Source organism: Paenibacillus sp. YIM B09110 (assembly GCF_037167145.1).
GTDB lineage: Bacteria > Bacillota > Bacilli > Paenibacillales > Paenibacillaceae > Pristimantibacillus.
Map to the genome: position 1 here is coordinate 17,357 of NZ_JBANSP010000043.1, position 19,940 is coordinate 37,296.

14 protein-coding genes and 2 CRISPR repeat arrays are annotated in these 19,940 nt (G+C 48.0%); all 14 genes read right to left on the bottom strand.

Features of this window, described 5'->3' with window-relative positions:
- Positions 1-99: 99 nt before the first annotated feature.
- The gene (locus V8F51_RS30375) at positions 100-930 is read right to left on the bottom strand and encodes a helix-turn-helix transcriptional regulator (protein WP_337104248.1); all 831 of its coding nucleotides are present in this window, start codon (positions 928-930) and stop codon (positions 100-102) included.
- 140 nt (positions 931-1,070) lie between these two features.
- A complete protein-coding gene (locus V8F51_RS30380) occupies positions 1,071-2,066 on the bottom strand; it encodes a cell wall hydrolase (RefSeq protein ID WP_337104249.1) in 996 nt (331 codons plus the stop codon).
- A gap of 116 nt (positions 2,067-2,182) precedes the next feature.
- Positions 2,183-2,569, bottom strand: coding sequence for an iron chaperone (locus tag V8F51_RS30385; RefSeq protein WP_337104250.1), 387 nt, complete (start codon positions 2,567-2,569; stop codon positions 2,183-2,185).
- 163 nt (positions 2,570-2,732) lie between these two features.
- A complete protein-coding gene (locus V8F51_RS30390; RefSeq protein ID WP_337104251.1) occupies positions 2,733-3,437 on the bottom strand; it encodes an ankyrin repeat domain-containing protein in 705 nt (234 codons plus the stop codon).
- A gap of 11 nt (positions 3,438-3,448) precedes the next feature.
- Entirely contained in the window at positions 3,449-4,966 is a 1,518-nt protein-coding gene (locus tag V8F51_RS30395; RefSeq protein ID WP_337104262.1) for an S-layer homology domain-containing protein, read from the bottom strand.
- A gap of 126 nt (positions 4,967-5,092) precedes the next feature.
- Positions 5,093-5,785: a response regulator transcription factor gene (locus V8F51_RS30400; protein WP_337104252.1), complete on the bottom strand. Its 693-nt coding sequence runs from the start codon at positions 5,783-5,785 to the stop codon at positions 5,093-5,095.
- Between the two features lie 3 nt (positions 5,786-5,788).
- Positions 5,789-7,261, bottom strand: a complete 1,473-nt coding sequence (locus tag V8F51_RS30405) for a sensor histidine kinase (RefSeq protein ID WP_337104253.1) — start codon at positions 7,259-7,261, stop codon at positions 5,789-5,791.
- Positions 7,262-7,461: 200 nt separating this feature from the next.
- Positions 7,462-9,810: a CRISPR direct-repeat array (repeat unit 32 nt; unit sequence ATTTCAATCCACGCACCTCAGCGAGGTGCGAC).
- A 161-nt stretch (positions 9,811-9,971) separates the two neighbouring features.
- On the bottom strand, positions 9,972-10,262 hold the full coding sequence (cas2, locus tag V8F51_RS30410) for a CRISPR-associated endonuclease Cas2 (RefSeq protein WP_337104254.1): 291 nt from the start codon (positions 10,260-10,262) through the stop codon (positions 9,972-9,974).
- Between the two features lie 9 nt (positions 10,263-10,271).
- On the bottom strand, positions 10,272-11,303 hold the full coding sequence (gene cas1c / locus V8F51_RS30415; protein ID WP_337104255.1) for a type I-C CRISPR-associated endonuclease Cas1c: 1,032 nt from the start codon (positions 11,301-11,303) through the stop codon (positions 10,272-10,274).
- On the bottom strand, positions 11,300-11,959 hold the full coding sequence (gene cas4 / locus V8F51_RS30420) for a CRISPR-associated protein Cas4 (RefSeq protein ID WP_337104256.1): 660 nt from the start codon (positions 11,957-11,959) through the stop codon (positions 11,300-11,302). Before cas4 ends, cas1c begins: the two co-directional genes overlap by 4 nt.
- A complete protein-coding gene (gene cas7c / locus V8F51_RS30425; RefSeq protein ID WP_337104257.1) occupies positions 11,949-12,812 on the bottom strand; it encodes a type I-C CRISPR-associated protein Cas7/Csd2 in 864 nt (287 codons plus the stop codon). Before cas7c ends, cas4 begins: the two co-directional genes overlap by 11 nt.
- Positions 12,813-12,827: 15 nt before the next feature.
- A complete protein-coding gene (gene cas8c, locus V8F51_RS30430; RefSeq protein WP_337104258.1) occupies positions 12,828-14,738 on the bottom strand; it encodes a type I-C CRISPR-associated protein Cas8c/Csd1 in 1,911 nt (636 codons plus the stop codon).
- Complete coding sequence (gene cas5c, locus V8F51_RS30435) at positions 14,735-15,454, bottom strand: type I-C CRISPR-associated protein Cas5c (protein WP_337104259.1); 720 nt, start codon at positions 15,452-15,454, stop codon at positions 14,735-14,737. The genes cas8c and cas5c overlap by 4 nt, the downstream gene beginning before the upstream one ends.
- Positions 15,455-15,581: 127 nt before the next feature.
- Positions 15,582-18,023, bottom strand: coding sequence for a CRISPR-associated helicase Cas3' (gene cas3, locus V8F51_RS30440; protein WP_337104260.1), 2,442 nt, complete (start codon positions 18,021-18,023; stop codon positions 15,582-15,584).
- A gap of 302 nt (positions 18,024-18,325) precedes the next feature.
- Positions 18,326-19,877: a CRISPR direct-repeat array (repeat unit 32 nt; unit sequence ATTTCAATCCACGCACCTGCGTGAGGTGCGAC).
- The last annotated feature ends 63 nt before the right edge of the window (positions 19,878-19,940 follow it).

Here is a 19,940-nt window from a genome sequence, read left to right on the forward strand (position 1 = left end):
CTCCCTTTCGATATCGCCTCTTCAGTTGATAGTGATTCTCATTATCATCGTTAATGATAACACTCCACGATCGCTTTTCAAATAGATTATTTCCCGAACCTAGGATGGATTATTTCTGCTCTGTTGCCGCTTCACTTCCGTTGGCGACAGCTCGTAATGTTTCTTGAACAATCGGCTGAAGTAATAAGCATCGGCATAACCCACGCTTCTCGCAATGTCGCGCACGGAGAACGGCTCGTTCATGAGGAGCTCATGAGCAACGCTCATCCGGTATTTTATTAAATAATCTATCGGGCCAATACCCGTGTATTTGCGGAATAAATACGAAAAGTACTTAGCCTTGAGCCCCTGCTGGCCCGCTAAGCTCTCTAACGTGATCGGCTCCATATAATGCTGACGGATATAATCAATCGTTCCCTCCATCATCGGCTGGCTGTCGCTGTTTTGCTGATACCGTTCGAATAAAAGCGCTTTGTTGACCAAGCGATAGAAGAGCGTCTTCTTCTCCAGCAGCTCGATATTGCCAAGACCTGTTGATAGCTTCCGCAGTTGATCCATCATCTGCAGCAGCGCGGCATCCATCTCGATATGCAGCACGTTCACCTCGGACATCACTGAAAGGACAGCCTGTCCAGGAACAGCCGGCATGAAATGAATAAGAAAATATTCGAATTCCTGCGAATGCACAATAATCTCCATATGCCGATTGTAGCCGCCGAGGAACGCCCTGCCTGGTTGCAGCATATAGCTGCTGCCGTCATAGATGAACTCGGCGTCGCCGCGAAGCGCGACAAGCAGCGCGCATTTCTTGGTAGGTTCGTACTTATGGCCCGCATGGTGACCTTCCCCGAGAACCGTCCGATACACGCCGAACAACTCAATTGGCGTCTGCACGAAATATGCGGCCAGATCTTCGTATTTGCTATCCATACAAGCGCCCCTCCCGGATCATGAATGATTAGATTCATTTTACTGTAGAATGATGACTGACTCAACGGCGCTAGCGACTCTTTTATACGGAAAAAAAGCCCGTCATGACTCAGAGTCATAACGGACCTTCGTTCGATGCTTTATTTGGCGAAGCTATGGTGCCCGATCGTTACGATAACGTCGAGGCTGGACCAGAACTCGCCTTTGGATACCTTCGGATTAAAGAAGTAGACCGCATCCTCAATGTTGTTCTTCCCGTTCAAAGCATCCTTCGCGGCACGCAAGGAGCTTTCATTGGGCTTGCTCTTATCAAGCAGACCATTGTGAGCAGGCGGGAATTGCTTGCCGGAATAGATAACGCCCTTGATCGTATCCGGGAAACGGCTGTCCTTGACACGATTCAAAATAATGTTCGCGATACCAAGCTGTCCCCCATAAGGCTCATACCCCGCCTCAACCATCGTAATCTTAGCAAGCAGCATTAAGTCTGCTTCCGTAAACGGCTTAGCAGGTGTATCCAGAATCGAAGGCACGACCACCTTCAGCTTCGTTCCCACCTTAAGTTCGGCTTTGGCATCAATCCCATTGCGCTTCAACAGCTCCGCATTCGTGCTGCCGATTTCCTTGCTAATCTCATCAATTCCGTATTCTTCCGTCGTAACAGCCGGTTGAACCGTTACCAAGTCTAGAATGGCATCCTCTGCATTCCAGTTTACCTTAGCATGCATCAGCTCGGCAGCGTGGCGAAGCGGAACGTAGATTCTTCCTTCCGTCATGAACGGAGCAGCATCCATCATATAGCGGCCGCCGTTGAAATAGACGACGGGAACGCCAATTCCGAATACGATTTTGTCCTTCAATACTGTATGTATCGTTGCTTCCTCGTTGTCTTTGTCCCAGCTTACGCTTGCTCCGAGCAAGTCAGCTATACGGGATACAGGAACATAAAGTCTTCCTTCGTGTGTTCGAACCGGATCGGTCATCTTCATAATCTCGCCATCCAGCTTAATCGTTACGCCTTCCGCAACCGCGCCGTCTTGCGCGGATACAACGGACAGCGGACCGATACAGAGCAACAGCATCGTCAACACCATGACGAGCGTCAGCCTGTTTGTCGGCTTTCCTTCTCTGACCATGAGTACCTCCTGCATAATAAGATTTAGGTCGTGTTCCGACTTACGTCTACTCGCAAGATTATAACACGCTTACATGGCCCGTAGGATTAGGGTTTTCACAGAATTGGGGCATTTGGCTACTTTTTCTTGCCCTTTTCAGCTGCTTTTTGTTCGTTTTCGGCGACTCGATAAGCAACCATTCTACGAATTAAATCGTAGGGCAACGGTTTGCCAAGCGGGAATTGAATCGCCCCTTTCGACACTTTGTAAGCCGACAATTCCTCTAGAAACGGCGGTATTCCGCTTGAAGTCGGGTAGAAGCCGATGTGTTTTTTGTACGCTGCAAAAAAGACCAAACTCCCGTAATGCTTGAAAGCCGGCATCTGATAGCCGATCGTTTCGGCAGCCTCCGGCGCGGCTTCCTTTATGACGCTTCTTAATTGCTGAAGAACGGGCTGCACCTCAGGCGTGAACATGGCAATGTATTCGTCAATCGTTTCATATGCCGCTTTTTTAGCGTCCATAACCTAGCTGCTCCTCTCTTAATAATCAGATACGATCCATTATAGCCATAATGAGGTGAAAGTTAAATTGGAAACAGGTTTTGTATCCCGTTATGCAACGAAAAGGCGGTACAAGGTTATGACCTCATACCGCCTTATCATGCTGCTTCTCTGCCGGACGCTTCTACTTCGCGCCGGCTTTCAGCAATATAGCTTCGATCTCCGTGAAGCCCATCTTCTGAGCATGCTTTAATGGGGAAACGCCGCTGCCGTCTGGAATATTCACGTCTGCCCCGTGCTCGATGAGCAATTGAATCGTCTGCTGCTGTCTTGCATTGCCGTCGTTCAAGATGATCGCTTCCAATAGTGCCGTCCACCCAAGGTTATTGACGTGGTTCACTTCTACCTTCGTTTGCGTCAGAAGCTCCTTGACCACATCCACATATCCGTGCTCGGAGGCGGGGATAAGCGCCGTTCCTCCGAATCGATTCGTGATGGAGGGATCGGCTCCCGCCGCAATCGTCAGCTTCAATATATCCAAATACCCTTCTGCTCCCGCATACAGAAATGGACTATTCCGCATATGATCCTGCAGATTCACGTCCGCTCCCGCTTCAATAAGAGCTTTGGCCGAAGCTAGATCATTATTATAGGTTGCGATCATCGTCGCTGTTCTTCCGCTTGCGTCTTGAACGTCTAGATTAGCGCCCTCCAGAACCAGTTTCTCGATCGTTAGCGAATCTCTGCGCCCCGCTGCTTGAATCAGCCTGTCTTCTACTGACATCGATACACTCTCCTTTTTTTCCGGCGTCTTCTCTTCTTGTACGGCGCAGCTTTGAATGACGAGCATTCCGCTTAATGTTATGGCAATGATCAGCCATTTTGTCATAAAGCCCTCCCTTACTTGAGCGTCACGGTTACGGAGGAAGCTGCGGCAGTTGCCCAGTCGCCGACAGGCGTTACTGCATAAGTCGTTCCGGCAATCAATTTGCCGTTATTCGTTACATCGAAGACGCCCGTTGCGCCCTTGCGGCTCGAATATTTGTAACTTGCCGTTAACACGTCGCCATTCGGTGCTGTCAACGTTACGCTGCGTCCGGAGAACAGCTCATCGCCTGGGTCTTGCGTCAGGGTCACTTCAATCGACGTTTCGCTAATCGCTTGCGCGCCAGCCACTTGCAGCGAGTCGATCGATTTCGCAACGAATGAAGCGCTAGCGATATTCGCCCAGTCGGAGGACACTGTATATTTAACGCCTGGAGTCAGGGTAAAACCATCTGGCAAGCGGAACTTCGGCTCTTGCTTCCCGTCCGTCGATTGCGTGAACGGAACGTACTTCGCGACGATCGGTTCGCCGCCCTCAGGCGTAATAACGACTTGTCTAGCTTGCATGGACGAAATAATTTGATACGTTTGGCCGTTCGCTTGCTCGCGATCGTTGAGAACGAAAGCATTCGCTCCACGGCCGCCGCTGTATGCGGAAATGATGTAGCCGTAGTCGATAACGCCGCTAGCTTTCAGCGATTCCAGCTCGAATGTATCGTTTGTCACTTGGCTCGCTGCCGTCATATTCAGTTTCGTGCCGCTGCCCGCGAAGGAGCCTGCCGCTGTGCCTTTATAAGCTAGGCTGTAAGTTTCTCCCGCCTTCTGGACGGAGGTCGGCACGATATAGGTCGCGATCGAGCCTGTTTTCAATCGTGGCATATTCGTCAAAGTCAGACCGCCGCTGAAAACAAAATCCGTCTGCGCTTTGGCGAACACTTCATCCGCAGCCGTAAGCGGCTTATCGAATGTGACAATCAAGGTGATGGCGTTCAGCGATCTAACGCTCGTAAGCTTGGCCTGCTCGGAAGGAATCGCTTTGCGAGCGGTTTGCAGCAAATATGCTGTTTCGCCACGCGTTGCGATGCTGCTCTCCGCATAGAAGGCGCTCATCCAGTGCTGGACGGATTTGATATCCCGCTGCAGCGCTTTGGATACGACTTGCGACAGCTCGGCATCCGATACTTTTCCTTGCGGGTTGAATGCTCCGTCTTGGGCTTGCATAATGCCAAGTCCGACAAGCTTCGTTGCGTAAGGCGCATACCATGCGTTCGGATTCACATCCGTAAGCTTTGTTGATGCGGTTGTCGCCTTGTTCTCCAAGTCGAACACTTTGTACACCAGAGTAGCCAATTCGGCACGGCTAATTTGTCTATATTCACCCATCGAATGGTCTGCATACCCGTTCATAATACCGAGTTTATTCAATTCCTTGACCGCTGCTTCAATCTGCTGATTGGTAAGCTGCGCAATCGATGCTGCAATATTTGCGACGTTCGTGGCTGCATGTGCTTGTTGCGCAACGACTGGCAATGCTGCTGTACCTAGGGCAGTAACGGTTAAAATTGTAGCGATTTTTTTGGCGATAGGATTCATGTTCATCATTTATTTCACTCCTCTATGGGTTGTTGTTACCTGTAGCTCTAGCATAGAGGATAGAAAGAAACTCCCGAGGGCAAATTGATTAACAAAATATAAACTTCGTCTAATTTTTATCGAAACTCACACGGTGAAGCGATAGCCTGCTCCCCATACCGTCTCGATATATTCCGGATTTGACGGATCGGCCTCAAGCTTCCCGCGAAGCTTGCGGATATGCACCGTAACCGTCGCGATATCGCCGCTGGAATCCATGCCCCAGATTCGCTCGAACAGCTCTGTTTTGCTGAATACGCGGTTCGGATGACTCGCCAGAAATACGAGCAGGTCGAATTCCTTCGTCGTAATCGCGACCTCATCACCCCTAGCGAACACACGGCGCGACGCTTTGTCGATTTGCAGCCCGCGAATGTGGATTTCGTCCTGCTCCGCAGGCTTATTCTTGCCGAGCAGCCGCTCGTAACGCGTCAGATGAGCCTTCGCTCTTGCGACCAATTCGCTTGGGCTGAACGGCTTCGTAATAAAGTCGTCGACGCCTAGATTGAACGTGCGGATCTTGTCGATCTCCTCCTTCTTCGCGGACACGACGAGAATCGGCACTTCCTTCACCTCGCGGATGCGCCGGCATAGCTCGAACCCGTCCAGACCCGGCAGCATCAAATCGACGATGATAAGGCTGTAGTCCTCACCAAGCGCAAGCTTCAGCCCCTCATCGCCGGTGTAGCACAGATCGACAGTGAAGCCGTTGAGTTCAAAATAGTCCCGTTCCAGCTGAGCAATCGTCGCCTCGTCTTCAATGATTAGAATTTTCGTCATTGCTTATGTTGCCTCCTCGTTGGCCAGCCGTTTCAGTTTAATATAAATCGTCGTTCCTGCTCCGAGCTCGCTTGTCGCATGGATGAATCCGCCATGCTCATCAATGATTTGGCGGGCGATCGCCAGCCCTAGCCCGCTGCCGCCCGTCGAGGAATTGCGGGATTGCTCCGCGCGATAGAAACGGTCGAATATTTGAGGGATCGCCTCCTCCGATATCCCTCTGCCGTTATCCTGGAACGCCATCGTGATCCATTCCGAATCGGCATGCAGCGTAATGCTGAACCGTCTCGGCTCGTTAGACATATATTTGATCGCATTATCCACAATGTTGACAACCGTGCGCTTTAATTTTTCCAAATCCACATAAGCAATGAGCGGGCCGGAAGTTTGGTTATCCCACTTGAAAGAAACCCCTTTGTCCTCCAGATCATATTGCAGCTCCTCGATGCTGTCCTCTAGGAAATCGACCATATCCACCGCTTTGAACAAAAACGGCTCTTGATTCAGATCGAGCTTGGAATACAGGAACAGCTCATCGACCAGCTTATCCATGCTCACTGCTTTCGAATGGATGATGTTAACGTACGTCTCCATTTTCTCGGGCGTATTGGCTACGCCGTCCCGAATGCCCTCGATATACCCTTTAATATTCGTGATCGGCGTGCGAAGGTCATGCGAGATATTGGAGATGAGCTCCTTGCGGTTCTCCTCATCCTGCCTGCGCAACTCATTGGACTGCTGAAGCTGCTTCCGCATGCTTTCGAACGCTTCGTTTAATTGGCCGACCTCGTCATTGGAGCTGAGCTCGAGCTTGAACGAGAGATTGCCTGCCTTGATTTGTTCGGCGGAATTCCTTAGCTGATTAAGCGGCTTGATGAAGCTGCGCGTTATCCAGCGGTACAGCAGCAGGTTCGCTATAATAAGTACGCCGATTAGCAAAAGCGACATGACAGGAAGCAGCTTGCGAGTCAGCTCGGCGAACGGACTTCGTTCCCGAATGACGAATACGCTTCCCCGGTCTCCGTCCGAATATTGAAAATCGAATTTCGCATACGCGTAAAATCGTTCACTGATGTTAAAGGTACTTCGAATTTGATTGTTGTTCAGATCATAAGGCGGCAGCGCCTGCTTGAGCTCCGGCTGATTGAACGTCAGCGATTCGAAGATTTGGCTGCTCTCGCGTCTCACATAGAGCCCCGACTTCTCGGCTCTCAGCTTCATGTCGTATTCACGCAGCAATTCCTTGTTTTGGAGCTCGTCGGGATCATTTTTGGCCAAATACTTCAGCTCTTGGAAGATCGACTCTCCCTGCTCCGTCAACGGATTGATCTGATAATGAACCTTATAAATATCGCGGAAGCTCTGAAGATCCCCCGTCGCTGCAATCGTGTAGAGGCTCGCGGTGAGCAGGATGAACAGCAGACTTATGACCAGCATGCCCGTGAAGGACAGCAGCATTTTAATTCGAATGGACATGATTCACCTTCTTAATAACGCTTTTGGATTAGTTAGTGCACATGTTAACACAAGATAGATGCAAATGCCCATATGTAATTATTCAGACGAGATGTGACACCTTTTGGCGTAGTAATCGAAACCGTCATCGATATTTTAATCTTCGTACCTCATATGAGGTGCGACCTGACCGGTCAGATTACGGCGACAGCGGTTGAGTCATTTCAATACACGCACCTCAGTGAGGTGCGACCTGTAGGAGGCTCACTACGACGCGCTACTGCGATATTTCAATCCACGCACCTCAGCGAGGTGCGACTACGTTCGAAGCTGACAGCACATCGTACTATGAATTTCAATCCACGCACCTCAGCGAGGTGCGACTGCCTGCGGCGACTGTTCGTTGAACGATACGAGCATTTCAATCCACGCACCTCAGCGAGGTGCGACCTTTGTTATTTGGTAAAAATCTAACGCAATACGAATTTCAATCCACGCACCTCAGCGAGGTGCGACAACCACCCGTCACGACACTTCCGTTTATTTTCACAATTTCAATCCACGCACCTCAGCGAGGTGCGACCCTGCTCCCTCACGCTTGCCGCCACGCTTCGTATATTTCAATCCACGCACCTCAGCGAGGTGCGACTAGTTTGTCTTCGGCTTTCTCGCCTCGATCAATAATATTTCAATCCACGCACCTCAGCGAGGTGCGACTGCCAGCCTTGGATACTCGAAACGCCGTTCGAAATTTCAATCCACGCACCTCAGCGAGGTGCGACCCACGTATTGGATGGCACATCGTACATATACATATTTCAATCCACGCACCTCAGCGAGGTGCGACCTTATCGCGGCTATGATGTGCAGCTCGTTCACGAATTTCAATCCACGCACCTCAGCGAGGTGCGACCATTTTGTATCCTGAGGATATAAATACTCTTGGACAATTTCAATCCACGCACCTCAGCGAGGTGCGACGCAGAGCTTCGTGCAGGCTTCGGTATCTGCGGAAATTTCAATCCACGCAACTCAGCGAGGTGCGACACCGGCGAAGTCTCCTCCGCACCTTCCGTTGCTTCAATTTCAATCCACGCACCTCAGCGAGGTGCGACTCGCGGATGCCCACGGCAGCATAATTATTTTCGATATTTCAATCCACGCACCTCAGCGAGGTGCGACGAGTAGTCTTGCATTACTTACCACCCATGCCCCTATTTCAATCCACGCACCTCAGCGAGGTGCGACCGTAGCACCAGGATCAACGTTTATTTATTGTATTTCAATCCACGCACCTCAGCGAGGTGCGACGCGCTCCGGCGGCGGACGCTGAAATACGCCAACAATTTCAATCCACGCACCTCAGCGAGGTGCGACCACTGACGAAAGAGCTAGGCGACAGCGTGCCGGAAATTTCAATCCACGCACCTCAGCGAGGTGCGACTGGGCCGAACCTACCCACTGATAAAGGCAAACTGATTTCAATCCACGCACCTCAGCGAGGTGCGACGTTACCCGCCCCCTGTGCTAGCAGCTCTGCAAGATTTCAATCCACGCACCTCAGCGAGGTGCGACTTCGTAGTCTTCTCTCGATACTAGAGGCTGATGAATTTCAATCCACGCACCTCAGCGAGGTGCGACCTACAAGCAGGGCGCAGGAGATGCTTGCGGAATTAATTTCAATCCACGCACCTCAGCGAGGTGCGACGCCGTAATCAGCGCGGCGGCGGGTGGTATAGCAATTTCAATCCACGCACCTCAGCGAGGTGCGACTCGAGGGCGTATCAAAGGCGATAGGGGCTATCGCAGATTTCAATCCACGCACCTCAGCGAGGTGCGACAACGTGTGCAATTCGGTAAAGAGCAACAAGCCAAGATTTCAATCCACGCACCTCAGCGAGGTGCGACGCATTCACGGAGCCCATCCATTTCGCTGGCATTCGATTTCAATCCACGCACCTCAGCGAGGTGCGACTGGAGAGCAATTCCCGAATAACGTTGGCTCATTTATTTCAATCCACGCACCTCAGCGAGGTGCGACAAGCCAGCTCCGCAAGATCGGTCGGCTACCGAACAACAATTTCAATCCACGCACCTCAGCGAGGTGCGACATACCGTGACGGCCATATTATCAAACTCCTAACTATTTCAATCCACGCACCTCAGCGAGGTGCGACCGTATGGCTTTCTATGAGCGAGTTGAGGCCGAGATTTCAATCCACGCACCTCAGCGAGGTGCGACGCGTTTATTCGATCATTAGATCCTGTGTCGTAGTCATTTCAATCCACGCACCTCAGCGAGGTGCGACGGGCCGATCCGTCGAGTTGTTCCGAACTTCACAATTTCAATCCACGCACCTCAGCGAGGTGCGACAAATATGCACAGAGTGCGGGGAGGTTGTCTAGATATTTCAATCCACGCACCTCAGCGAGGTGCGACGAGCTCTTCGATGCTTCGGGCACAAAGGTGTCAATTTCAATCCACGCACCTCAGCGAGGTGCGACGATAGCGGCCGGCGATATCGTAAAGCACAAAAAATTTCAATCCACGCACCTCAGCGAGGTGCGACTGCCATTTTTGCGTAAATAATCACGATATATGCACAAAAACAACTTCCCAACGTGTCTTGCATTCAATATTACTGTCCTTCATTATCCCAAAACTATTAAATCGTGGTGCGAATCCCCCAGGGATTTCATGGGAGCTTCACATTCGCACTACTTTTTCCTACTAGAAAATCAACGGTCCTTCCAAATCAATAGATGCCTTGATTCCCACATGTTCCACCTTACTCTTATAATTATTTCCGAGCTGATAAAACCTAAGGCTATCCTCATCTTTATCGATTATATCGAACAACTTTAACTTGAGCACTTTCAACTGCGTCTCATCGACTACACATTCGAATACCGAATTTTGGACACGCTGGCCATAGTCCTGACATGTCTTCGATACAAGCCTTAATCTTCTCTGCCCCTCACTGCTTAGCGTACTGACATCATACGTGACCAACACCAACAACTGAATCACCTACTTCCAAAGGAATGGCGGATACTCGTCCAAGTCTCCCCGCAAATAGCGGGCAAGTAACAAAGCTTGTACATGTGGTACCAATCCCCAAGAGATCTTCTCCCCTAGATAAGGATGCGTAATCTTCTCCTGCTTCTTCTCTTGCCATGCGCTCACAAACTTCTTTCTAGCGTCATCTCTCATAATGACAGCCCCGTTTTCTTTCTTAAGAAAATCATCCTTATTCAGAACCTTCTTGTTAACTAGCCCGATCACGAAACGATCTGCATAGACGCCTCGAAGCTCCTCCATAACATCTAAAGCCAAGGATACACGCCCAGGACGATCTCGATGCAAGAATCCCACATACGCATCCAATCCGACTCCTTCTAACGCAGCCGTCATATCATTTGCAAGCAACGTATAGGAGAAAGATAACATTGCATTGATGTTATCCAGTGGAGGCCTTCTAGAACGGGTATGGAAATAAAAGTCTTCTTTCTGCTGCAAAATCATAGGATCAAACAATCTATAATAATTAAACGCCGCTTGACCTTCTAGACCTCTCAATAGTTCCAAATCTTCACATGCCCTTACCTCCTTAATAAGGGAAGATAGCTTCTGCGAAACCTCCTTGAATTGTGGAACATCAATTCGCAGCGGATAATCCCTTGTCATTCTCTCCAGCATCCATTTATGATTATAAATCTTGCCCACAATGAAGTTTCGAGCTACCTTTGCGGATTCAGCCTCGTCCTCTGAAAGCAAATATTGTTTCTTTCTCAGTACGACATTCCCCTTGCTCATCCCAATAACTCTAGCAATGAATCTGCCATTCATCGTCATGAACGCAATAGAGATATTGCGCTCAGCACAATATCCCATTAAAGCCGGACTCGCTCCGGTATAACCGAAAGCTATAATCGATTCTAGATTATGAAGAGGCAGCCTTCCCAGCTTCTCCTGTTCCTTGAGTAATACGATGTTATCGCCATCAAGGGATAAATAGACATCCGGCTGTGTAACGAACAACGTATTAAGCAGCTTCTTCATTCGGCGATTTTCCCTTCAACGTAGCTTTTGACTGTTCGTTTATTCATAAGCTCCGGCAAACATACATGTTGAAGGGAGCAGCTCCGACAGAATGGCCCTGTCTTCACCTTGGGCGTGTGCCTTCGTCTATAATAATCCTGCATTTCAGCAACAATCTTAATAACAGCCTGTTTAAGCTCCGCTGTTAACGACACTTCAACCCTATGCTTGATTTCATTGTAAAAAAGATAGCCCACGTCAATATCACACATGAGCATCTCTTCCAGACATATCGCTTGAGCAACAAGCTGCAGTACATCTTCATTGCCCGTCTTCGGCTTTCCTCGCTTGTACTCCACCGGATAGGCCAGATACTTGCCCTCCGCTTCAACAATCTCGACCCCGTTATCGTCGCGAATAAACTCCACCACATCGCAAACGCCCGTAATGCCAAGTTGCCTTGATCTAACAGGCATCGCTCGCACGACTAGCTTGTCTCCGCGCTTCTCTCTTATGAACGGCTGGTCCGCATTGCGATGCAAATGCTGACCCTCGATGGTTCTCACATTCTCTTCCCATTGCTTTTCGATATGGATGAGCGCCCATTGCCGCTTGCAAAATTGAAAGTGCTGGATGCCCGATAACACAAGATCATTATCGTCTTCGTTAACGGCCATCAATGATCTCGACTGTGAGGCCTTCGAGAGGCAACACCTCGAACGAATAATCACTATATTCTTTTGGCGCTTCGCCACGCTTCTCTACTAGCAGTGAACGATGTACTTTAGCTGAGGAATATTGGCCAAGCTTCGAGCTATGCTCCCACCAATACACTTTATGCACTTCCATGCTTCCTTCCGGTCTTGCGGAGGACAGATCATTTTCGAACAGAGAAATAAGAGCCTGCTTCACTCTAGCCGCATCTTCATTCGTAAAACCCGTCTTTTCAGCCAATTGCGTATTGATGCTGCCAAAGAAAAGATACACGCCAGAATCCACACGATGCTTCATGCCCATTGTATCCGATCCTCTTGCTGCACCAGGCTCTGAATTTACGCTTTTCGTAATTTGAGTGCTAGTAACATCAATGCGATCCAAGCTCGTCGCCGTATGAATGGATACCGGTCCTCTCACGCCAACGGAGACACCTGCACCAGCCTTGTCCGATTTGAAAGCAAATACTTGCCCGAAGCTACGAACGTCGATCCACTCTTGACACGCTAACCTGGCGAAATCTTCGCTCGGTACATTCTTGGACTTCATAATTTTCTCCAGCTCCGCATTGCCATCAGCACGCTCTCTTAAGCTATTATAAACATCTGTCTTGCGGTCGTTAGATTGAACAAAGATGGATTCGCCCATATCTTGAAGCCTGTTCCGAATCTTCCGCTTGATTGCCACATCCGAAATCTCACCATAGCCGTCATAGTTCTGACGCGGACGATTTCCGTTCAGAGGATCACCATTAGGGTTTGCCTTAGTCACCGATAATACAACAGCAAAATCAATCTTATGATCCAAAATAGTCATAGTGATCTCTCCTCATCAAATGGATGCCTCTTCGGCATCGGCTTTACTTTTGTCCTTGGCTTGCGTTAGTTCGTGACGTTGGCTTGAGAAGCCTAGCAAATAAGTATGTGATAGTGGGTTATTATTAAACTTATCAAATGGAATACGAGAAAGGATTTCGTCAATAATACCTGCATAATCGGATACATACTTATACCTTGTACCCAATCTCGCTTGATGGGGCTGAAGGCTTGCTTGTATCGTCTGCCATGTTCTAGCAGGATGCGTGGAATAGGCATTCATATACCGAATCGCATTACTGGCACGCGTTTCTTCGTACCCTAACATACGTTTCTCTAATATATCAGCAACTGCAAGTAGACGACCGAACAAGTAATCGCGATCATTATTATCTAAATCCAATGCCACAGTGTATCCCTCCTTCTTATTTATTAAGGCACAAGCGATGCTAAGTGTCTTCTCCCATTCCCATTTCTCCATGGAAACAGGGTTTGATGCACGTCGGAAAACGTTGTTCACGATATCTGTCGGAACTTCGCGTTCATCGACGATACAAGGAAGCATTCGTTCCATTAATCCTTTAATAATCTTATCGTCAGCACGGGGCCCATAAGCTGCGAAGGCGATATCTTTCGTAGCGGGCGCTCCATAAAATCGTATAAATTCACCATTATTGTTCTTACGATACGAGTGTATCCATACACATGAGGAATGCCACTTCGTAAGCCTATTCAAGTACATTTCCTTATCCATGTTGCGGTAATACAGGACCGCCATACGTCCTGTTGTCGCAGAATCCAGAATCATAATGTTCACATTCATATCCTTGTTCGCTGTGGATAGGCTGTTACGGAAACCACTCAGCGCTTTGGCGAGCTCAGTTGCAAGCTGCTCATTCGTGAACGATTTGTACTCCTTTACAACAACCGCATCCGGATCAATGTCGAAAGAATCCTCTGATGGACTCGGAAGATCAAGCTCATCATTGCCCCATACAAGAAAGACGCGCCCATCGATAATCTTGCCTTGACGATTAATGAGCCATTTCAGTGCGTTATGGCCTTTCTGCGAAACTTCATAGCTAATGCATGCGGCTTCCTTACTCTGGCTGAACCGTCCTCGATAAGTAAAGCCGCTGCCGTCATTAGCCGATATAAGCTTCGCTTTATCTGCAGCATTTCTTATTTTGTTAGCATGCTTGTCCGTACTCGGTCTCGTATCTCCAGTAACATAACAGATGTCCTCTTCACCTAGTTGGTGGCTATAGAACTGAATGAAAGAATTATAGACCTTCTGATCCTTCCATACGTCAAGGGAATCATCATTTGGCGAATAAACATTAAAGCGAACGAATGCGCTCTCCGGCCCCCCGGCAATAACGGAATATATAGGCGGTCTAACGCTCGATAGGGATTCGTGCTGCTTGTCCCATTTATCGATTAACCGATTGTTGCTGTCTGCGTATAAGATATGATCGTTAATTAAATCTTGAATAAGTCGTCCCTTGCGCAGGTATTGGTGAATACTCCTCACCTTATCGCTACCGTAGGAAGAAGATGCCCATTTCTCTAATTGCTGTATGTAATAGGTGAAAGGTTCTTCTTTCTTAATCTCTCCACCATAAGCAACGAAATCACCGGCTACATAACTTAGCTTATCGTGCAGCGGATAAGGAGCAATCTTCGAACCTGCACGACTCGCAGAGTCCTCCGTACATGGGATTAACGTGCTTGCATCTTCCTTGTCGATAACTCTAGCGGAATGATACTCGCCATCCTCAGTCACCTGAACCTCGATATGTGCATTCTGGGTCGTATGGGAAACGGGGAGGAGCGTGTACTCTTGATCATTATGCTTCGTCTCAATCTTCCCGACTCTGTCCAGATTCGATTCGTAGGTTTGATACAAATTAAGCAGCCAGCTCATAGACTCCCTCCCTCCCCTAATAACGCATACAGTTCATCTGCCGATTCAACATTAGTAGAATCGAAGTGCTTCGGCTTCATGTCTGCAACAGTACGAACCCGTTCGCATTGTTCTGGTCTAATAAATTGAATAATGCCGTTCTTCATGACCGGATTCCAAAGACGAATCTCTAACTGATCCCTGCCTGTCTCATCCGGGTAGTTAATACCGTGGACCATATTGCCAAGATGAATATCGCCATAGGAGCTGTAGAAGCTATCACCCTCGCCGAATACGCAAGGCTCCACGTAAGCCTGACATTCTCTCGCACCGAGGAAAATATCTCTTCTTCCTCCTGCCTGTAAAGAACGCTTAAGAATGTTATGATGCTTATGCTCGTTGCGATCATAAGCCATTTCCGGACGGTGCGGATTGAATTCGAAATGCGCTCGAACCTGATAGGCCACATCTCTCAAATAGGTGTAATTAGCGAGTGTATTTCCACCGCTATAATCCATAGGACGAATCCCTTTGGATTCCATCCGAATTGCTTTCATCACGCGCACCTCGTCTATTACGATTAGCAGTGTCGGCTTCCAATATATGGATTCTACTATTCCTTTCAAAGCTTGGTAGGTAGGCACTTGGTACGAAAGCTTCTCTCCGCCAAGCTTCGTTAGCGGATCGGTGAACAGTGCGTAATCTCCATAAACGACAAATTCTATCGAATTTCTCATAGACTCACCTCCTCTCGATCTGAAAATGTCAGAATAATCTTTACTTTCTAATTTTACTACCAGAAAATCCAATTATCTACAATAATTTGCGAAATTCCTGTTTCGATTGACCGTATTAATACAGATCTTAATAAATGCTCAAATCAAATCGACCATCATTTTCGAGATTTAATCCGAACTCCTCACTGTATGCACCCTCCGTTAACGCAAATACTTTACCGTCGAGCAACGACACTAATCCACCGTTCTGATCCAACTGATCTAGCTCGTACCGAAACAGATTAATCGTATACTGTTGGGCCTTCTTCAATAATTTCGATAGATCTTCAATCGTCTCATCCCCATTTAACCTAGAGATGATGTCCTTGCCCTCGGACCCATACGGCACAATGACGGACGTTGTGCGATCGTCAATCACATGGAAGTGGTCCGCTGCCGTTCTATAACTATTGACATTGAATAGAGGGAGATCTTGTTTCTTATTTTGAACAAAATAAGAAACATGGTAGGAATCGATTTTTCGTCTATTTTCTGTCAGCAATTCGATCATATTCTTCTTTAACGAATTCACACGATAATTAAGACTGGTACTAAATTCCGCATAATACGATTGAAAATACCGTTGCATCGCTTGGACCGACAATATATGACCTCCGTGAGCAACTCCATCTCGCCTCAGATCGATTAAAATTCTTTTCGCAACTTCTTTACCGACTTTGATTTCCTTCAGATACTTGAGATTCTCTTCCTCATGATCGATCACATAGACTTGCTGAATAGCGCTTTTGCCATGACGATTACACCTTCCAGCTGCTTGCGCTACCGAATCCAGGCCGGCTAGTGAACGAATCACACAATCAAAGCTGATATCCACTCCTGCCTCAATTAATTGTGTGCTTATGCATATAACCTTTTCGCTATGCTTGAGGTGATCTTTTACCTTGCTCAAAATTCGATTACGATGAGCGGCACACATGGATGTGCTTAAGTGGTACACAGGAATGTCATCAGTCGGCAGCTTCGCATATAGTCCCTTTACAACCGATTTCGTGTTCAGAATAACAAGCACGCTTTGAAGCTCATTTATTTGCTCCATGACAAAGACTGCAAGCTTATCATTATCAAACGATTCATCGGTCGCTCTGTCTATGATTTCCACACGTTTAAAAGCTTCTATTACATGATCTAGATTATCTATTATTTCAGCGTCTTTGTTGATTACAAGCTTATGTTCAACGTTGTTGAGAGCAGGTTGAGTTGCCGTACAGAGAATAAGACTGGAGTGGCAGTAAGCTTTAAGGAAGTTAAGCGCATAATTGAATAGAGAGACGCAGCTCGTCGGAATCTTCTGTACCTCGTCGAAAATAATAACTGCTTCGCTTAAGTTATGCAGCCGCCGGATATTCCGGCTTCCCTTGGCATAGAACACATTGAGGAATTGAACCATTGTTGTAAAAATAATCGGAGAGTCCCAGTTATCCTTGGCTAGTTTTAGCTTTTGCTGCTTATTCATCATTCCGTCCGAATCTTCGTCGTCGTCATTTGAGTCATCAATTACATTGGAATGGTGCTCTAGAAGGTTAGCTTCATCGTTAATAATCTTTCTTAACTCTTCGGCATTCTGCTCGATAATCGTAGTGAATGGAACGATATAGATGATGTGTTTTTTGGCATATTGCTTGGCATGCTTGAGTGCATAACGGAAGCTCGCCAGTGTCTTTCCCCCACCCGTCGGAATGGACAACGTATAGATACCTGATGGTTTGTCAGCAAACGAGTCGCAGCGCTCAGACATTGCAGCTCTTAGGAGATTAATTGAAGTAGACGCACTTGCTGATGCCTGTAGATTGTTCATCTTCAACATAAGCTTGTCATAGTAATCGTGGAATAATGAGGTGTGATTTAGCTCGGGCTCATGTGATTGGTTGGCCTCGAATAATCTAGTATTCGTACGATCAGCGTCAATCAGTGCGCTAAACACAAATTTGGTTAAAAACATGAGCTTGCCTTCAAGTCCTATCTCAGGGGCATTCCACTCAAGATAGGCCTTCAATTCCCTAGCAGCTTCATCTATGTAACGTTGCAGTTCTGGCTCGCTTATCACCTTCTCGAACAAGCACCGCTTGGCCCTATCATACTCTCCTTCTTTGTTCAGATCCTTGTCACGAACGCGATGCAGATAGTCTGACTCCAACGTCTGATTAAGGAAATCATGCAGATAGGAGTGATGCGATATAATCGCGTTACCCACGACCTCGGCTAATATCCACGGATACCTATTTGTTGGGCCTGTATGTAGAAGTTCGTAAAGCAGCTTGCCGCCAGCGGTTGAATGGTCGACGCTGCCTCTTTTGGGAGGAGAATTAGGATTTTGCACAGCTTGTAGAATATAGTCCTTGAACACATTTGTGTACTTGCCCATATCATGCAGCATTCCTGCTAAGCCTGCGATGTGTTTGACACCTATTTTTGCCCCGTATGATTCTGCAAGTTCTTTAACTCCAAGAAGATGCTCCTCTACGCTCTGAATCTGACCGTCGCTTTCCCGGATATGTGCAATGTAGTCCATCCCATCACTCCTTCGTTATGTAAATAAGCTAAGTTGGATTTCCAATAATACAACTATACACCACATATTTGACAACTGGTTGTCAGCTAACATATGTTCGGCAATCAATTCTCACGAGGTTTTCATAGATATTGTTAAAATATTAGGGAGGGAGTCTTTACTGTAACTAACAAGAGGAGTTAAGAAGGTGCGTTCTACAAAACCTTTCTGTACTATTCATCGGTATGCACGAGCTGAGGTCTGGAAACAGACACCTTACCTGTCATAAAGAAAATTCGACGATACACGATAGGGTCTATCGAATTTCAATCTAGGCACCTACGTGAGGTGCGACACATATTTAATCTCACGCCCGATAATTCACAGGTATTTCAATCCGCGCACCTGCGTGAGGTGCGACTCATTGCAACATTCCCTCACTTACGGTTTACATGTTTTCAATCCACGCACCTGCGTGAGGTGCGACCGGCGTGAATTCACTTTCAGGATTGATAGTCTAATTTCAATCCACGCACCTGCGTGAGGTGCGACGGAACGGATTGGATCGAAAACAGGGCGCTCACAGATTTCAATCCACGCACCTACGTGAGGTGCGACCATTCGACCATACATCGCTAAATTTCTCTTTTAAATTTCAATCCACGCACCTGCGTGAGGTGCGACTTACGGGGACCGTGAATACTGGGCATTTACAAACATTTCAATCCACGCACCTGCGTGAGGTGCGACAACCGATCTACACTGTTAACTTGGCAAGCAAACATTTCAATCCACGCACCTGCGTGAGGTGCGACTAGCTTCCTCAACATAGGACAGTGCATCGTACGAATTTCAATCCACGCACCTGCGTGAGGTGCGACTCCATCGGTAAAGCTGTTCCATTGGAATATCGAATTTCAATCCACGCACCTGCGTGAGGTGCGACACGTCCCATTGGTCTTCAATGGTTTCATAGACTAATTTCAATCCACGCACCTGCGTGAGGTGCGACGATATCCGCAGCTTTGGTGCAGGCCCATTTAAGATATTTCAATCCACGCGCCTGCGTGAGGTGCGACTTGCGATCAGCAATGAATACTACTGTCCTATCCACAATTTCAATCCACGCACCTGCGTGAGGTGCGACAGTCAATGGGGCGTACCGGTCAATCACGACAGGAATTTCAATCCACGCACCTGCGTAAGGTGCGACCACCGGTCATGTGCGGAATCGCCGCCGAATCCGAAATTTCAATCCACGCACCTGCGTGAGGTGCGACCTTGTACGTGGCTGACGACGCCGAGCAAACGAAATTTCAATCCACGCACCTGCGTGAGGTGCGACCTCGCCACTTACGCCGACTGGCGCAATATAGCTATTTCAATCCACGCACCTGCGTGAGGTGCGACAAGCAATTACGCATCATGCTGGTGCTGGGAGACAAATTTCAATCCACGCACCTGCGTGAGGTGCGACACCTGTTAAAGACCAAGTTCTTCTCTATCATAGTATTTCAATCCACGCACCTGCGTGAGGTGCGACTAAGGGTCATGGATGACTCAAGATCAGGTCATCAATTTCAATCCACGCACCTGCGTGAGGTGCGACGTTCCGTCTGGACGCGGAGCAATCCAAATGCCGATTATTTCAATCCACGCACCTGCGTGAGGTGCGACAAAAAGCCTGACTGACAAACGCATAACGACAAGCATTTCAATCCACGCACCTGCGTGAGGTGCGACTTGCTTATAAGCTTGGCGATTTATTACGCTGGAATTTCAATCCACGCACCTGCGTGAGGTGCGACTACAGATCGGAATCGTTATTTGCATTCCAGTTTAGATTTCAATCCACGCACCTGCGTGAGGTGCGACGCCTATGACGGCCCTTAACGATTTACCCGATTTTATTTCAATCCACGCACCTGCGTGAGGTGC

What these genes read in the sequence shown, in the direction of transcription:
- cas8c (WP_337104258.1), bottom strand. Translation starts at nt 14,738, where the DNA reads ATGAGCTGGCTGCTTAATTTGTATCAAACCTACGAATCGAATCTGGAC.
- cas3 (WP_337104260.1), bottom strand. Translation starts at nt 18,023, where the DNA reads ATGGACTACATTGCACATATCCGGGAAAGCGACGGTCAGATTCAGAGC.
- V8F51_RS30375 (WP_337104248.1), bottom strand. Translation starts at nt 930, where the DNA reads ATGGATAGCAAATACGAAGATCTGGCCGCATATTTCGTGCAGACGCCA.
- cas7c (WP_337104257.1), bottom strand. Translation starts at nt 12,812, where the DNA reads ATGACTATTTTGGATCATAAGATTGATTTTGCTGTTGTATTATCGGTG.
- cas5c (WP_337104259.1), bottom strand. Translation starts at nt 15,454, where the DNA reads ATGAGAAATTCGATAGAATTTGTCGTTTATGGAGATTACGCACTGTTC.
- V8F51_RS30400 (WP_337104252.1), bottom strand. Translation starts at nt 5,785, where the DNA reads ATGACGAAAATTCTAATCATTGAAGACGAGGCGACGATTGCTCAGCTG.
- V8F51_RS30395 (WP_337104262.1), bottom strand. Translation starts at nt 4,966, where the DNA reads ATGAATCCTATCGCCAAAAAAATCGCTACAATTTTAACCGTTACTGCC.
- V8F51_RS30405 (WP_337104253.1), bottom strand. Translation starts at nt 7,261, where the DNA reads ATGTCCATTCGAATTAAAATGCTGCTGTCCTTCACGGGCATGCTGGTC.
- cas1c (WP_337104255.1), bottom strand. Translation starts at nt 11,303, where the DNA reads ATGAAGAAGCTGCTTAATACGTTGTTCGTTACACAGCCGGATGTCTAT.
- V8F51_RS30390 (WP_337104251.1), bottom strand. Translation starts at nt 3,437, where the DNA reads ATGACAAAATGGCTGATCATTGCCATAACATTAAGCGGAATGCTCGTC.
- V8F51_RS30380 (WP_337104249.1), bottom strand. Translation starts at nt 2,066, where the DNA reads ATGGTCAGAGAAGGAAAGCCGACAAACAGGCTGACGCTCGTCATGGTG.
- V8F51_RS30385 (WP_337104250.1), bottom strand. Translation starts at nt 2,569, where the DNA reads ATGGACGCTAAAAAAGCGGCATATGAAACGATTGACGAATACATTGCC.
- cas4 (WP_337104256.1), bottom strand. Translation starts at nt 11,959, where the DNA reads ATGGCCGTTAACGAAGACGATAATGATCTTGTGTTATCGGGCATCCAG.